Origin of the sequence: Cognatiluteimonas profundi (assembly GCF_009792795.1) — a bacterium.
Taxonomy (GTDB): domain Bacteria; phylum Pseudomonadota; class Gammaproteobacteria; order Xanthomonadales; family Xanthomonadaceae; genus Cognatiluteimonas; species Cognatiluteimonas profundi.
This window is the reverse complement of record NZ_VKHQ01000003.1, coordinates 621,893-638,934: the sequence shown is the minus strand read 5'-3', so window position 1 is coordinate 638,934 and position 17,042 is coordinate 621,893. Positions and strand designations below refer to the sequence as shown.

Annotated in this window: 11 protein-coding genes; all 11 read left to right on the top strand. The window is 64.2% G+C overall.

Going from position 1 to position 17,042, the window contains the following annotated elements; all coding sequences use genetic code 11:
* Positions 1-110 precede the first annotated feature (110 nt).
* The gene (locus tag GST15_RS04990) at positions 111-545 is read left to right on the top strand and encodes a low molecular weight protein-tyrosine-phosphatase (RefSeq protein ID WP_159016122.1); all 435 of its coding nucleotides are present in this window, start codon (positions 111-113) and stop codon (positions 543-545) included.
* A 247-nt stretch (positions 546-792) separates the two neighbouring features.
* Entirely contained in the window at positions 793-3,207 is a 2,415-nt protein-coding gene (gene wecB, locus GST15_RS04985) for a non-hydrolyzing UDP-N-acetylglucosamine 2-epimerase (RefSeq protein ID WP_159016121.1), read from the top strand.
* Between the two features lie 132 nt (positions 3,208-3,339).
* On the top strand, positions 3,340-5,595 hold the full coding sequence (locus GST15_RS04980) for a polysaccharide biosynthesis tyrosine autokinase (RefSeq protein ID WP_159016120.1): 2,256 nt from the start codon (positions 3,340-3,342) through the stop codon (positions 5,593-5,595).
* A gap of 43 nt (positions 5,596-5,638) precedes the next feature.
* Complete coding sequence (locus tag GST15_RS04975; protein WP_159016119.1) at positions 5,639-7,036, top strand: asparagine synthase-related protein; 1,398 nt, start codon at positions 5,639-5,641, stop codon at positions 7,034-7,036.
* Complete coding sequence (locus GST15_RS04970; protein WP_159016118.1) at positions 7,033-8,577, top strand: asparagine synthase-related protein; 1,545 nt, start codon at positions 7,033-7,035, stop codon at positions 8,575-8,577. The genes GST15_RS04975 and GST15_RS04970 overlap by 4 nt, the downstream gene beginning before the upstream one ends.
* Positions 8,574-9,710, top strand: coding sequence for a right-handed parallel beta-helix repeat-containing protein (locus GST15_RS04965; protein WP_159016117.1), 1,137 nt, complete (start codon positions 8,574-8,576; stop codon positions 9,708-9,710). Before GST15_RS04970 ends, GST15_RS04965 begins: the two co-directional genes overlap by 4 nt.
* Positions 9,711-10,101: 391 nt before the next feature.
* Positions 10,102-11,217 (top strand): right-handed parallel beta-helix repeat-containing protein, encoded by a 1,116-nt coding sequence (locus tag GST15_RS04960; RefSeq protein WP_159016116.1) that lies wholly within the window; start codon positions 10,102-10,104, stop codon positions 11,215-11,217.
* 417 nt (positions 11,218-11,634) lie between these two features.
* A complete protein-coding gene (locus tag GST15_RS04955; RefSeq protein WP_159016115.1) occupies positions 11,635-12,696 on the top strand; it encodes a glycosyl hydrolase family 28-related protein in 1,062 nt (353 codons plus the stop codon).
* Positions 12,697-13,120: 424 nt separating this feature from the next.
* A complete protein-coding gene (locus tag GST15_RS04950; RefSeq protein ID WP_159016114.1) occupies positions 13,121-14,260 on the top strand; it encodes a right-handed parallel beta-helix repeat-containing protein in 1,140 nt (379 codons plus the stop codon).
* A gap of 166 nt (positions 14,261-14,426) precedes the next feature.
* Positions 14,427-15,809: a lipopolysaccharide biosynthesis protein gene (locus GST15_RS04945; protein WP_159016113.1), complete on the top strand. Its 1,383-nt coding sequence runs from the start codon at positions 14,427-14,429 to the stop codon at positions 15,807-15,809.
* A 74-nt stretch (positions 15,810-15,883) separates the two neighbouring features.
* Entirely contained in the window at positions 15,884-17,038 is a 1,155-nt protein-coding gene (locus GST15_RS04940; protein WP_159016112.1) for a hypothetical protein, read from the top strand.
* Positions 17,039-17,042: the final 4 nt, after the last annotated feature.

Below are 17,042 nucleotides of genomic sequence, written 5' to 3'. Positions count from 1 at the left end.
GGTCTCCCGTTGCTGGACTTGGGGATTTTCAAAGCCCGCTTGCGCGGGCTTTTTTTTGGCCATGGCCCGGCCATCGGCTTGAGCAGGCAGGCGTTCGTTAAACTGTCCGGATGATCAACCGCGTCCTGATTGTGTGCGTCGGCAACATCTGCCGCAGTCCCACCGCCGAATACCTGTTGCGCGATCGCTTGCGTGGCAAGGACAAGCAGGTCGAGTCCGCCGGCCTGGCGGCACTGGTTGGGCAGTCCATCGACCCGATGGCCGAATCGGTCCTCGCGGCAAACGGGTTGTCGGCAGCGGGTCATGTGGCGCGGCAGGTGTCCCAGGACATGATCAGCGCCGCCGACATGGTGATCGCCATGGACCGGCGCCATGTGTCGGCCATCCAGGCGCTGGCTCCGCACGCACGGGGGAAGACCTTCCTCCTGGGCCGCTGGCAGGGGGATGTGCCCATTCCAGACCCCTATGGTCGCGACCGGGCTGCCTTCGAAAAGGCCTACACGATGATCCGCGAGGCGGTCGACAGCTGGCATTCCCGCCTGTAGCCGGTCGCCAGCGGCGCCCCAACCGGGGCTGAAGCAGATCCCGCCCCCGGATTAACAGAGACGCTGGTCACGTGGTTTCCGTGACCCGTCTTCATCTTCTCATCAAGTGAAGATCACTAGCCTCCTTTCACTTCCGGAGGCTGGCTACCCGCTGGCGACGCAACATCCGGATGCAAGACAGGCCGGGGCGGACAGGCGGTTCCGCACGCCCCGATGGCCAACGTGAATGGCGATTGCAGAGGCGCACATGGATGATGCAAAGCTGGTGGCTGCAAGCGCGATTTCGCTCGCCGTTACCCTGTTCGCACTTTTCTCGATGCGCCCCGTGGCGCGCCGGCTCGGGCTCGTTGATCGTCCCGATGGCCGCAAGCGCCACCGCGGACGCGTACCGCTCGTGGGCGGGCTGTGCTTCTTCCTCGGAACAGTCGTCGGGTTCTTCTACCTGGGCTACGTGGATCGCTTCGTCGCGAGCCTGCTGGTGCCCTGCGCGCTGATCGTGATGACCGGCATGGTGGACGACCTGCATGACCTCAGCGTCCGCTCGCGACTGATCATCCAGACCTGCGCCGCCGGCATGGTCATTGCCGCATCGGGCATCTACCTGGATCACACCGGTCAGATCTTCGGCGGGCACGGGCTGGAGCTGGGTGTCATCGGCATCCCGGTGACGATCATCGCGGTGATCGGCCTGATCAACGCGTTCAACATGCTCGATGGCATCGACGGCCTGGCGGCAAGCCTGGCGATGGTGAGCATCGGCGCCATCATGCTGTTCGGCAATGCCAGCCTCCCCGTGCTTGGCGTGACGCTGCTGTTGCAGGTCCTGTTCTCGTCGCTCATTCCCTACCTCTGCGTCAACATGGGGTGGCCGGACGGACGCAAGGTGTTCATGGGCGATGCCGGCAGCACGCTGATCGGATTCCTCCTGGCCTGGAGCCTGGTGTTCCTGAGCCATCGCGGTGTGGATCGGATCGCCCCGGTCGATGCCTTGTGGTGCGTGGCCCTGCCGGTCATGGACACACTGGCCGTCATGGTGCGCCGCATGCGCAACGGGATGTCTCCGTTCAAGCCCGATCGCCAGCACTTGCATCACCTGCTGCAGGACACAGGCTGCACGCCGCGGGTGACGCTGGCCTGCATCGTCATGGGCGCTGGCGTCCTCGCCCTGGTCGGTTATGCGCTGCGCAATGCGCCCGAGACCGTCAGCCTCCTCGTGTTCGCCACGATCATGGCGCTGTACGTGCTGCGGTTCCAGCGCGTGCTGGAGGTGCTGTGCAAGTACCTGCAGGAGCGTGACCAGGACAATCGAGCGCACCAGTCGCCTGGGCCAGCGGCGATGTCGCTGGCCGGCAAGCCGGTGGCGCGGGCCGCTTCGCCATCGGGGGTGCTGAAGACGCTGTGCGTGATGGCAACGCCGCCCGACGCCATCCGCCTTGCGCCGATCATCGAGGAGTTGTCACGCGATGCACGGTTCGATATGCGTGTGTGCGTGGCAGCCCAGCCGGACCAGACCCCGGAGCAGGTGTTGAGCCTGTTTGGAATCGAGCCGGACATGCATCTGGAAATCGCAAGTCCCGGACAGGACCCCGCCGACATCGCGTCGCGCGCCCTGGGGGGCATCAAGCGCGTGCTGAACGATTTCAAGCCCGACGTGGTGCTGGTTCCCGGCAATACGTCGACTACGCTTGCGACGACGCTGGCTGCGTTCTACCAGCAGATTCCCGTCGTCTCCATCGAGCCGGGCGGGGCGCAGGCCCGGCCTGCCGCCGACCGGCTCGACGATGCCAATCGCAAGGTCACCCGAACACTGGCTTCGCTGCATTTCACCCCGAGCGAGTCCGCCGGTGAGCGATTGCAGGCGCAGGGTGTACCCGCCGAGCGCATCGTCGTTTCGGGCAATACGACAATGGGTACGTTGCGCACCGCCGCGGAACGAATCCGGCAGGACGAGATCCTCGCCAGGCACCTGGGCCAGTGCTTCGCATTCCTGCGCGAAGGCAGCCCGCTGGTGCTGATGGCCGACCGCGAGAGCATGCAGTTCGGCAATTCGGACGGCAAGCCGAGCTATCAGGAATTCCCCGTACTGCATCGTCGACGTGCCAGCGACGCGCCGATCAATGACGCATTCGAACCGATCTGCCATGCGCTGATGGCCGTGGCGACACGTCGCCCGGATGTCGACATCGTGTATCCGATCGACGAGCGCACGGTGTCGATTGCGGAGCTGAAGGAGCAGATGCGCGAGTACCCGAACGTGCACCTCATCGCACCGACCGATTACCTGAGCTTCGCCTACCTGCTCAACCATGCCAGCGTGATCCTCGCCGACTCCAGCGACCTCGCCTTCGAGGTGGCGGCGTTCGGCACGCCGGTGCTGCTGGTGCAGGAGCAGTCGGGCGTTTCGCCGGCGATCGACGCGGGCAACGTCAGCCGTGTCGGCATCCAGCAACATGCCATTGCCGCCAGCCTGCTTCGGCTGCTCGCCAACCAGGCCACTGCCGGCCAGTCGGTCGGGCTTCGTACCACCCATCGCGACGCCAGCCAGCGCATCGCGGACGCGCTCGCCAACCTGCGGCAAATGCCGCCTGCCCCGGCGACCAACCGACTGATGCCCCCCGTGCAGATCCGGCCGGTCGTGGAAGGCCTGAGGGAAGCGTCATGACATCCGCGACGATCGGGATTGACGCCCCGTCGACACCCTTATGCGTCCACTGCCTTGGGTCGGCGACTGCATTCAGGGTCGCCACACGGCTGCAAACGCCCCTCAACCACTTCTTCTCCCGGTAATCGAAACATGGCCACCCACCTGACCCCGAAGTTGGCATCGCCTTCTCCCTCGTACGCCGCGCCTTCAATGCGCGACGCCGAGATCGACCTGCGCACGCTGCTGGCGACACTGGGCGACCACAAGCGACTGATCCTCATGGGCACGGCGCTGTTCGTGCTCGTGGCCGTGCTGTACGTGGTACTCGCGACTCCGCAGTACGAGGCCAATGCGGTGGTGCAGGTCGAAAAGAAGACGCCGACGGTGCCGGGCCTGTCCAACAATCAATCGGGCCAGACGACCACCGCGCAGGATGCACCGGCGTCGACCGAGATCCAGCTGCTGACTTCCAGGCAAGTGCTGATCGATGCGGTCAATGCGCTCAACCTGGATATCCAAGTCCAGCCAAGGCGCTTCCCCCTCATCGGCAGCTTCATTGCCCGTCGCTATACGCCGGACCAGGTCGGGCAGGTTGCATCGCCGTGGTTCGGGCTCAGCAGCTACGGATGGGGAGGCGAGCGCGTGCAATTCGGGACGCTGGATGTTCCCGACGACATGACCGATATCCCCCTGCGGCTGGTTGCCGGTGAGCAGGGCAGTTACACCTTGCTGGACAACAATGGCACGCGCCTGCTCGAAGGCCGCGTTGGGGAAGTCGCCAGCGGTGGTGGTGTCACTTCCAAGGTCGACGTGCTGCAGGCCAATCCTGGCACCTATTTCGACGTGACCCACCTGAATTCCCTGGTCATCCTCGACAAGCTCAAGAGGGACATCAGTGCAGTCGAGCAGGGCCGCGATTCGGGCATCATCGAGCTGCGCTACGACAATGCCGATCCATTGCTCGCCAAAAAAATCCTCGAGCAGGTCAGCACCGCATACGTCAGCCAGAACATCGCGCGCAATTCCGCCGAGGCCGCCAAGCGCCTGCAATTCGTCAAGGCGCAGTTGCCGAAGGTGCGCGACGAACTGTCGAAGGCCCAATCGGCCCTGACTGCATTCCAGTCGCAGACGCGGACGCTGGACGTGGGCGTCCAGAACAAGGCGCTGCTGGACCAGAGTGTCGCGCTGGAAACCAACATCAACCAGTTGCGCGTGCAGCAATCGGACCTCGCGAGCCGCTTCACCCCGCAACACCCGGCGTACAAGGCGGTGGCGGGGCAGATCGCGCAGTTCCAGCGCGCGAAGGCCGCCATCCAGAGCGAGATCGAACGACTGCCTGACACGCAGCAGGGCCTGTTCTGGCGCAGCCGCGACGTCGAGGTGACCAACCAGACGTACGCGAACCTGCTCGACCAGGCGCAGCAGCTGGACATCGCCCGCGCCAGCGCGATCGGCAATGTGCGCATCATCGATCCGGCCGCCGTGGACCTCGAGAACCCGGCATGGCCCGAGCCCATCCCGGTGGTTGCCGGCGCCACGGTGCTCGGCGCGCTGTTGATGGTCGCCTTCGTGCTGTTGCAGCAGATGCTGCGTCGCGGCGTCGAGGATCCGGTGGACATCGAGCTGCTCGGCCTGCCGGTCTATGCATCGATCCCCTACAGCGACAAGGGTCGTGAGCTCTCGGTCGGGCAGGGACGCATCGGCGGTGGGACGCACCAGCGCCTGCTCGCGCTGAAGGCACCCACGGACCTGGCGATGGAGGCGTTGCGCAGCCTGCGCACCAGCCTGCACTTCGCGCGGTTCAAGACCAAGAACAACGTGTTGATGATCACCGCGCCGAGCCCCGGGGTCGGCAAGACCTTCGTCTGCGCCAACCTGGCCGTCACCATGGCCCAGGCCGGACAGCGGGTGCTGCTGATCGACGCCGACATGCGACGCGGCACGCTGCACCATGCCATGGGCGCGCGTTCGGAAAATGGCCTGTCGGAATTGATCTCCGGGCAGATCCCGCTGGCGGCCGCGGTGCGGCGTGTCGCGGGTGCGGAGAACCTGTCCTTCATCGCGCGCGGCGAGGTTCCCCCGAACCCGTCCGAATTGCTGATGCATCCGAATTTCCATGAGTTGCTCGACCAGCTCGCCCCGTTGTACGACGTGGTGGTGATCGATACGCCGCCGGTGCTGGCAGTGACCGACGCCGCGGTGATCGGCCACCAGGCGGGAACCTGCCTGATGGTCGTCCGCTTCGGGCTCAACCAGCAGCGCGAGATCGCCCTGGCCAAGCAGCGACTCGAGCAGAACGGGGTCGAGGTCAAGGGCGCGATCTTCAATGGCGTCCAGAAGCGCAGCGCGGGCCGCTATGCGTACAGCTATTACGAGTACCTCCCCGCCAAGAGCAATGCGGCCTGACCGGGCGCATTGCCCGCAGGCGATTCGCCGCAGGGGAAGACGCATGCACGTCAACTTGTCGCCTTACCACGGCAAGCCGGATTTTTCCCGGCTTGCCGGCAAGCTTGCCGGCGACATCGACCTGGTTTCCGTTGCCGACATCCTGCGCAACTCGATCGTCTTCGCCCCGCACTCCACGCTCGAAGGAGTCAAGCAGCTGCCGCTCGGTTTCACTCCCCAGCAGGAGATGGACAGCGCCCCGGAATTTCATTTCGATTTTCGCCACCAGGGACAGAGCAAGGCCGTCGACGGTGGGCAGCAGGACTGGGTCGGCAACTACCATCGGCTGTTGTGCGAGGCGACTGCGCGCGCATGCGAAGGCATGCAATCCCCATGGCTGCTGCAGAGCGGAGGCAAGGATTCCACCACGCTGGCGATCGCGCTGGCCGAATCCCGACCCGATACGACCTGCATCACCTATCTGGGAGGAACCGAGGAGAACGAGGTCGCTTCGGCGACCCACGTCGCGGCGACCCTGGGCCTGCGCCACGAGCAGCTGGTATGCGATCCCGGCCGTGCCTACGACCGCTACCTCGACCTTATCGACCGCATGCCACTGCTCAGCGCGGACTTCGCGCTGCTGTCCTACGTGGACCTGGCCACGGAGATCGCGCGCAACGGCGGCGACGGCGTGATCGACGGCCTGGGATCGGACAACTATTTCGGGACACCGGTGAAGCTGCAGCAACGCATGCTCTTCTGGCTTGCGCGCGGAATCCGCCTGCCGCCCTCCATTTTCGAATTGCCGCTGGTCAGGCGGAATTTCAAGCTCTGCTATGCCTTGTCCACGCTGCAGATGCGCGCGGTCGAGCGCGTCTTCCCGGGGTCGCGCTTCACCGACGACGAAGTGGACGCGCTGTTCGGGCGGCAGGTCGCGCAGGAATCCAGGGCGCGGCTGGGCCTGTTCGAGCCGGAGCTGGCGTCGGCATCGAGCCTGGATGAGTGGCGCGACATCTCCTTGTCCATAGCTGCCGCCACCGGCGGCTTCGGCAAGGGCATCTACACGACCAACGCGCTGTCGATGCAGATTGCCTTTCCTTTTTGCGACCGCCAGTTTCGCGATTGGGTGTATGACGAGGTTCCCCTGGACAAGAAGGTGGATCCCGCCACCAGGCTCAGCAAGGTGCTGGTGCGCGAGCATATTTCCACGCGCTTCGGGGAGTTGCCCTACGTGGCCGCCAAGGGCAGTTTCCGCTTCAGCCTGTGTGGCCTGGCCAGCGCGCGCTTCGACCAGGTCCATGCCTTTGCACGCCAGGCCAGCGACGTCCTGCCCGGTGCGGCGCGATGGCTCGAGCGCAACCGCAGCCTGCTCGACAACAAGTACCACGCGTCGAAGTTCTACCTGTTGGCGATCGTTCTTCCGTGGATCGTCGAGCACACGCACAAGCCGGAGACTGCATGACGAGGGAAACATCCGGTACGCTGCCACTGAATGCCGGCATCACTGGCGCGACTTCGGCACGCGCCACCCTCCAGCCGGCGCCGCTGGCTCGCATAGGGCCGACGACCCCGGTCGGGGATTCCATGCCGACCGGCAACATGCAGATCGCCATGTCCCCTTATTACGGCAAACCGGATTTCGCCAGCATCGATGCGCGATCGCAGCGCACGAAGATCGATCCTGTTTCGGTCGCCGACCTGCTGCGCAATGCCTTCGTCTATCCACCGCACTCGATCTACGAAGAGGTCAAGCTCGCGACGTTCGGATTTTTCCCCCACCACGACATGCAGGCGGATCCTGAGTTCCACTACCGGTTCCGCGATGCGGGGAAGAGCAGCGAGGCGGGCAAGATCGACGAGGACCTCGTGGCCACCTACCACCGGTTGCTGTGCGAGGCGGTGACGAGATCCTGTGCGGAGCTCCGCACGCCCTGGTTGCTGCAAAGCGGAGGCAAGGATTCGACGACGATGGCGATCGCCATCGCGGAAACCAGGCCGGACACCACCTGCATCACATACCTGGGCGGCCCCGAGGAGAACGAACTCGCATCGGCCGAATTCGTGGCGAGGAGACTCGGGCTTCGGCACGAGGCCCTCGTGTGCGAGCCGGGTCGGGCCTATGACCGCTATGTGGCGATCGCGCACAGGATGCCGCTCCTGACGGCCGATTTCGCGTTGCTGTCCTACGCGGACCTCGCCACCGAAGTCGCGGCCAACGGCGGCGACGGCATCATCGACGGCATGGGTTCCGACAGCTACTTCGGCGCGCCAGCGCAGGCGCGCAAGAAATTCCTGTACTGGCTGGCGCGGGGCCTGCGGCTGCCTCCGGCGATCTCGGAGCTGCCCTTGATCGGGCACAACTTCAAGCTGTGCTATCTGCTCGGCACCGTGCAGATGGACCCCATCGAGCGGATCTTCCCGGGCTCGCGCTTCACCGATGCGGAGGTTGATGCGTTGTTCGGCATGAAGATCGCATCCAGGTCACGCGAGCGCCTGAATCCGTTCAAGGCAGAGATTTGCTCCGCGACCAGCCACGACGAATTGCGCGTCATCAGCATGTCCATCTCGGGCGCTGCCGCCGGTTTCGCCAAGGGTCTCTACACGACCGATGCGATGGGGATCCATGCAGCCTATCCGCTGTGCGACCACGACCTGCGCGAGTGGGTCTACAACAACGTTCCGCGTGAGCAGATGATCGATCCGGTGGCGAAGGTCAACAAGGTCCTCGTGCGCAGGCACATCGCCGAACGGTTCGGCGTGTTGCCGTATGTCGCCAGGAAGGGCAGCTTCCGCTTCGACCTTTGCGGCCTGGCCAGGCAGCGATTCGACCGCGTCCGTGGGTTCGCGCAGGAGGCCCGCGACGTGTTGCCCGGTGCCGTCGACTGGCTGGACCGCAACCGGTGCCGGCTGGACAACAAGTACCACGCGTCGAAGTTCTACCTGCTTGCCGTGGTCCTGCCCTGGATCGCCGGGCAACCGGCCGACGACCAGCCACGTCCGTGACGGATCGCGACGAACGCGTGCTGGGAAACGTCGGCATGCAGCGCAGGCAGCTGCTGTATGCCGCTTTGCTTTCGCCACTGGCATCGGCCCGCGTCGGAGCGGCGGCCACTCTCGTGCCGATGCGGGCGAGGGGAGCGGCGCAACTGGATGTTCGGGATTTTGGCGTGCGTGGCGACGGCGTCCACGACGATACGCTGGCGTTGCAGCGCGCCGTCGACGCCCTGCCGTCCGATGGCGGGACCGTGCGCGTCGGGCCGGGCAACTACCTGGTCGACCCGGCGCGCAGCCTGCGCCTGCGCAGCCGGATGCACCTGCAGCTGGCACCGGGCGCGACACTGGTGGCGAAGAGCAATGCGCTCGAGCGCGCGTACGTCGTCCTGATCCAGGATGCGCACGACGTCGAGGTTTCCGGTGGCGCGATCGTCGGAGATCGCGATCGGCACCTGGGGCTCGGCGGCGAGTGGGGGCATGGCCTCACGTCCCGTGGTTCATCGGCGGTGACCATTCGCGACATCCGGATTTCCCGTTGCTGGGGAGACGGGATCTCCATCGGTGCGGATGCGTCGCGGCCTGGCCGTCCCGTGCCGACGAGCCGGGACGTGGTCGTGGCGCGCGTGGTGTGCGTGGGAAACCGGCGACAAGGGCTCACCATCGGCCGATCGCAGAACGTGCGCGTCTACGACTCCGAATTCAGCGACACAGGCGGCACGGCACCGCAGGCGGGGATCGACATCGAGCCTGATTCGCCCTCCGACGCAGGCGACATCCGCATCGAGCGCTGCCTGGTGCGGAACAACCGCGGCCCCGGCATCCAGGTGTACAGGCGGGTCTGGGGCGTCACGATTGCCGATTGCACCATCGCGGGAAACCAGGCGCCAGGCATCGTTGTCGTGGGGGCGAGGGACTCGGTGATTGCAGGCAACCGCATTCATGACAATCGACAGCCGGGGATTTCGCTGCGCGGGAACGCGGTCGGGGTCGAGATCCGCGGGAACCAGTTCGACGCGAACGGGATGGAAACGCTGAATGCGGGTGCTGCACGCGATACCGCTACGCCTGCGTGGAGAAGGCAGGTGCACGTCGCGGATGACGCCCACGGCGTCACGTTTTCAGACAACGTCGGCGGGGGCTGACGACCTCAGGGGGCTGGCGTCGTCCGAAAGGCGTAGTCAGTTACATGGATGAACGCTGAAGAAGCGGCCGTACCGCCGTCGCGCTTTCACGTTTTCTTTGCATTGGACTCGACAGTGGACCGTAGCCTCACGGTCCGCGCTTTCACGTGGGCTCGACATCGATAAACGTCGATCCGCAGCTCGATCGTGGCGTGGTTCGATGGTCCGTTTGGACTGAATACGTCGAGGCGCCGGCAGCAGTCGGCACAACCTGGGGTGCGGTGACTTTGCTGATCAACACAGAACTCGTGCCCAAGGCGCGCGGGGCTTGGATGCCTTGCCATGAATCTTCCCGCAACTCATCCCCCTGATGGACACGCTGTCTGTCCAACTCCCGAGAGAACCCAATTCCATGCATCGTCGCAAGTTCCTGACCTCCGCAATCGCCGCTGCCTGCGCCATCGCCGTGGCCCCGGCCTTCTCCGCAATCGTCAGCTCCGGCTTCATCCCGACGTCCCGCAAGCGCGGGACCACCGTTCGCAACGTCAAGGACTATGGCGCCAAGGGTGACGGATCCACCGACGACACCAAGGCCATCCAGGCCGCGATCAACAGCCTGCCGTCCACTGGGGGCACGGTCGCGATCCCGGCCGGCACCTACATGATCGATACCGTCACCACCATGGGCATCCGGCTGCGCAGCAACATGCTGTTGCAGATGGCCGATGGTGCGACGCTGAAGGCGAAGACGTCGTCCGTGAAGCGCGCCTACGTCCTCTACATCAACAACATCTCGGAAGTCGAGATCGCTGGCGGCCAGATCATTGGCGACCGCGCGACGCACAAGTACGCATCCGGTTCGACGGATGAGTGGAACCATGGCATCCAGATCGCCAACGGCGACCGCTTGACGATCCGCGACATCCGGATCGCGGAGTGCACGGGCGACGGGATCTGCGTTGGTGGCGGGTCGGACGACGTGATGTTCGTCAACATCATCTCGACCCACAACCGCCGCCAGGGCTTGTCCCTGACGCTGTGCAGCAACATCGCCGTCTACGACTCGGAGTTCAGCTACACGCAGGGCACCGCGCCGGAGTTCGGCATCGACATCGAGCCGCTCGGCACCTATACGTGCAAGAACGTGCACATCGAGAATTGCTGGTTGCACCACAATGCCAAGGACGGTGTCCATTGCGTCAGCAATGTGTCCCAGGTCACCGTGACCAAGTGCCTGATCGAATACAACGGCCGCAACGGCATGGTGGTCAACGGCAAGACCGGCACCAACAACATCCATTACACCAACAACGTCGTGCAGCAGAACTACGCCCCGGGCATCGCGCTCTACTACGGTGACTACATCTACATCTCGGGGAACACCTTCTACAACAACCGCACGAAGGGCGCCGCCCTCGACCGTAGCCCCGACTTCTCCTACACCGGATGGAAGTCTGCGATTTCCCGTGACATCCAGCAGCCGTCCAACACGCAGCACTTGAGCATCGGTTCCAACCTCTACAAATAACCCTGTTCCCGCGCCTGTTTCAGCGCGAAAGCCCCGGTCGCCCCGGGGCTTTCCGTTGTCCGGGACGCGCATTCACCAATGTGCAAACCGCGTAGTCAGCAACCTGCATTGAAACTGAAGAAGCGGCTGTCACGACCGTGACCTTCGCGCGCTTTTTACATTTTCTTTGCACGACGGCCCGAACTGCCCAGTAGGCTCTGCCGCACACGTTTTCACGTGGATTAGACATTCCTTTACGTCTTTCCGTTCGTGTCGTGGTTCGCTGGGCCGCCCAGGCCCAATCCCATGAGAAGACGTCGGTTGTTCATGTCCGGCGCCAGCCCAGGATTCAAAAAATTGGTCAATCAAAACGAAATCGTGCCCAGCTCGCGCGGCTCCGACATGCCCCGCAGGGAATTCCTCCGCAACTCCATGGTCATGACAGTGCCGCTGGTCCTGGGAGGCGTGAGCTTCTCGGCCGCTGCCGCCTATGCCCCGGCCCCCCGCCCCCGCGGTACCGCCTACCGCAACGTCAAGAACTACGGCGCCCTCGGTAACGGCACCAGCGACGATACCGCGGCCATCCAGGCAGCGATCAATTCGCTCCCGTCCACCGGCGGCACCGTCTACATCCCCTCAGGCACCTACCTGATCGACCCGACGAAGCGGATCACCCTGCGCAGCTACATGTTGCTCAACATGGATCCAAACGCCACGCTCAAGGCGAAGACCAATTCAGCGACGCGCTCCTACATCCTGAACGTCACCGGCCGCACCAACGTCGAGATCGCGGGCGGCAAGTTGATCGGTGATCGCGATACGCACCACTACGTCAGTGGCAGCACCTCCGAGTGGAACCACGGCATTGGCATCAACGGCGGGAGCCACATCACCGTGCGTGACCTGTACGTGGCCAAGTGCGCCGGTGACGGTGTGTGCCTGGGTGGCGGGGCGAGCGACGTCGTCATCGCCAACATCGTGTCCACCCAGAACCGCCGCCAGGGACTGTCCCTCACCCGTTGCAACGGCATCCGGGTCTACAACTCCGAGTTCAGCTACACCAAGGGCACCAGCCCGCAGTGCGGCATCGACATCGAGCCCGATGGCACCAGCACCGCCTACGACATCGTGATCCAGAATTGCAGCCTCAAGTACAACGCCATGTACGGCATCAACATCTGGAAGCGCGTCAGCAACGTCACGCTGACGGGCAATACCATCGAGCGGAACGAAAGCTGCGGGGCTGTCACCAACTACTGTTCCGGCATCCATTTCGTCGGCAACACGGTGCGCTACAACTCGGCGACGGGCATCTTCATCCGCGACGGATCGTCGAGCGTCAACGTGACCGGTGGGGTGTCCTACGGCAACTACACCCGCAGTGGCATCAAGACCCGTACACCCTTCACCCTGACGGGGTGGGCGTCGAAGATCGAACGCGACATCCTGATCCGGGGCACGGTCGGCGGTATCGCCATCCAGACGAACAGCTACAAGTAGCCGCCGCGTAAACGTGGCGGGGACCATGACGAGGGGCGTTGGCAGCAACGCCCCTTTTTTTGTGGCCGCATGCAACCCGGGGCGACGCTGGATGCCAGCTCCCGCAGGCCAGGTGCAGCGCGCCCGGATTCGGGCCTTTTCGCGGCGCTGCGCAAAGTGTGGTGCATGCACGGCGCTGCATGGATGCCAGGGGCCGCAATCACAAGATGAATGCGCGATCCACGATGTGAACTGTTGAGCCAGCGCACAGTTCGGCGAATTGGTGCATGACAAGCGCGCGACGTTCGCTAGATTCGGCCACGTCACGTTCACACCGCCTTGACATGGGAACAGGGGCCGGTCCGGCCGGTGTGAAAACCGCGTGATTCCGCTGTCATCCACCGGTGTCCGGCTGCACGCCAAGTGCGCCATGAGGGAGGTTTCCGTGAAAGAGCAACAAGTGCTGTCTGGGATCTGCAATGCAGGCATGCCCCGTCGTCAGTTCCTGCGCAATTCCGTCCTGCTGAGCGTTCCCCTCGTGCTGGGCGGGATCAGCCTGCCCGCCGCCGCATCCACTTATGTCCCACCAACCCGTACCCGCGGAACCACGGTCCTGTCGGTCAAGACCTATGGCGCGGTCGGTGACGGCATCCACGATGACACGGCGGCGTTCCAGGCGGCCATCAATGCGCTACCGGCGGCAGGCGGCACCGTCAACGTCCCGGCCGGAACCTACCTGATCGATCCGACCAGGAAGATCAACCTGCGCAGCTACATGCTGCTCAACATGGATCCCAATGCGATCCTCAAGGCCAAGTCCAACTCGGCCATCCGCGCCTACATCCTGTTTGCCAGCAAGCGCACGCAGGTGGAGATCGCCGGTGGTCAGTTGATGGGCGATCGCGACACGCACACCTATGTCAGCACCAGTACGTCGGAATGGAACCATGGCATCCAGATCATCGGCTGCACCGGCGTCACCATCCGCGACCTGTGGGTTGGCAAGTGCGCCGGCGACGGCATCTGCACCGGCGGCAACACCTCCGACCTGGTGATCGCCAATGTCGTCTCGACGCAGAACCGCCGCCAGGGACTCAGCCTCACCTGGTGCCACGACGTCCAGGTCCATGACAGCGAATTTTCCTACACCAAGGGTACGAGTCCGGAATGCGGGATCGACATCGAGCCGGACAACACCGATCCGGCCTACAACATCCTGATCCAGAATTGCCGCCTGAACAACAATGCCAAGTACGGCATCAACATCTACAAGCGCGCCTCCAACATCAACCTTGATGGGTGCACGATCGAGAGCAATGGCAGCTGTGGCGTGGTCACGCTGGGATGCTCGCAGGTGACGGTGCAGAACAGCCTGGTGCAGAACAATTCGGCCACGGGCGTCCAGTTCTACAGCGGCAGCAACCTGACGATGAAGAACAATGTCTCCTTCAACAATTACTGTCGCCTGGGCAACAAGGACCGCGTCGATTTCTACCTGACCGGATATAACAGCAAGGTCTCGCGTGACATGCTGATCAGGAGCACGGCGACCAACGTGACGATCGGATCCAACTTCTACAAGTAAGCCCCGGGGGGCGGGGACATGATCGGCCCGGGCGTCACTGCCCGGGCCGTCATCGTTTCCGGGGCCAGCCCATTGCGCCATGGGGGGTGGTAGCCCGACTGAATGTGGAGCGGTTCTTCACTTCGCCGCTTGTACATTCATGGCCGCTATCGTAGGAAGTGGCTTGATGAAATCAGATTTCGCGGCTGGGCTGGTCGCTGCCTCGGCCTCGATCACCCGCCGCACCGGCTTCAGGATGATCCCTGGCTGGCGCCGGGCACTGACGACCGTTTCCATGCTCGGCGTGGCGACGGCCCTTGGCGCGGGCATGGTTTTCGCGACGCAGACACTGCTTGCGCGCGAGCTGGGGCCGTCGGCGTACGGCTTGTTCGCCTCGTCGCTGGCGACTGTGACGATGGTCGCGCCGCTGGCAGGCTTCGGCCTCACGCAGTTCCGCCTCAAGGCCTACGGCGTTGAGGGATGGGGCGCCAATCGCTGGCTGACCCCGTCGCTGCGCTTCACCCATGGCACGACCCTGGTCGCATTCGCCATCATCATCGCTTGGGCGGTGCTGGTCGCGCCCGCCAACGGAACCCGCTTCGCACTGGTGGTGCTGTCGCCCGTCGTGCTGAGCTTCCTGGCCATCGACCTGATGAGCAACAAGTTGCGCCTGGAGGAGCGTTACGGGGAAATGGCGCTGTGGCAGATGGCCATCCCGGCGAGCCGGCTGGTGGTGGCGCTGTCGTTGCTGCTGGTGCCGCAGCTGACTGGCAAGTTCGTTGCAGTCAGCTACAGCCTGATCGCGTTGCTCGTCTTCGGCTCGGCGTTTCCGCACATCCGCCGGATGATGCGGGGGGAGATGGACCTGCATGGGCACGGGCCGCGCGAAGCCGCGGCCGTGCCGGCCGGACCGCATCCGCGAATCGGCGAGCTCTGGTCCCAGGCCTGGGCCTATGGCGTGTTCGCGATCCTGTATCCGGTCTTCTTCCAGATCAGCACGATCCTGCTCAAGTACCTGCACAGCGATGCGCAGGCCGGCATGTACAGCATCGCGCTGGCGATCATGACGGCGATCTACCTGATTCCGGCGACCATCTACCAGAAGTACCTGATGTCGAAGCTGCACCGCTGGGCGGCGCATGACGTGCCGAAGTTCTGGGCCGTGTACCGCCAGGGCAACGTGGCGATGTTCCTGCTCGGCATCGCGGTGAGCGTTGCGCTGGTGGTGGTCTCCCCCTGGATCGTGCCCATTGTCTTCGGCGAACGCTATCGCGGCGTCATCGACATCCTGTACATCCTGGCGCTGTGTCCGCCGATCCGCTTCCTGTCGACTGCCATGGGCTCGGCGTTGCTGACCGAAGACCACATGCGCTATCGCGTGTATGCGATGGGCGTGGCAACCGTCGTCGCAATCGTGCTGAACGTCCTGCTGATTCCCCGCTACAGCGGCGGTGGTGCGGCGTGGGCAACCGTTGCCGGCGAGGCCGTCCTGCTGCTGGGCACGATGCTGGGCGTCCGGCGCTTCCACAGGCGTCGCAACGAGAAAGCCGCGAGAGGAAACGCTGTGTGAACGGACCCGAGAACCCGGCGGATTTTTCGCATTCATTTACGGCTCTGTCACGCAACGGGCCGTATCAAGGCGACATGCGCCTGGAGCCCATCGACATCATTGAAGAGCGGGAGGTCGAACAGCCCCGTCGGCTGACGCTGGCCAGTACCTACGCGATCTTCATCTGCTGGACGCTGTTTTCCGTTTTCGTCTACAGCCACTTCAGCCAACTCGGCGACGCCAACTCCTACCTGACCGGCGCGTACGACGAGACCGGCGATGCCCGCACCCGGTTCATCACCCTCATCGCCACCACGTTGATGGGAATCGTCCACGTGGACCTGCTGGCGCACCTCGTGTACTCGCTGTTCGCGGCCAGTGGCGTGTGTTACCTGATCACCCAGGCGAAGGTGCACGACCGCTACCGATGGCCCCTGCTGGCCATCCTGTTGCTGCCGAATTTCGGTGTGTGGGCATCGGTCATCGGTCGCGAATCGCTGTTCATCGGCCTGCTCGGCTTCTTCATGGGCGCAGTGGTCGGTTACCTCCTGAAGAGGGGGTTCCATCGGTTGTTGCTGGCGCTGGTGTGCGTGGCCGGGATGACGTTCATCCGCGCGCCGTTCGGCATGGGTGCAGGCTTGTTCCTGCTGATGTTCCTGCTTTATGCGTGGGGACCGCGGACGCCATTGAGCGCGGGTGTCCAGGCATTGGCGTTCGCGGCGATCGCGACGATCGTGCTGTTGGCCGTGTGGCCAACCGTCGATGACTACATCGCCAACGACGTGCTTCCCAAGGCGAAGACCTTCTTCACCATTGCGTCGGACACGACCCGGACGTGGATCAACATCGACACCACCGCGGGATTCTTCAAGAGCCTGTGGTGGACGCTGCCGCTCGCGCTGGTGGGCCCGACACCCGGCGAGGTCATGGCTCGCCCGGTGATGCTGCCGTTCCTGCTGTCGGGCCTGACGGTGGTCCTCGTATTGCTGTACTCGCTCAACGTGGCGCTGCGCAGGTCGCCGCGCGGCATCGTGCGCAAGATCCTGGTGCTGGGCTGGTTGCCGGCGGTCGCGGTGATGCTCGTTTCCTACGTGCCGTTCGGCATCTACAACCCAGGCAGCGGCATTCGCTACGCCTCGTGCTTCCTGCTGTTCCTGATCCTGCCGTCGATGTTCCTGTCGGGACTGGCGGCCGCCGAGGACGAACGTTTTGTCGTCGACCCGCACAAGCGCCCGCACAGGCGAGGCTGACCCG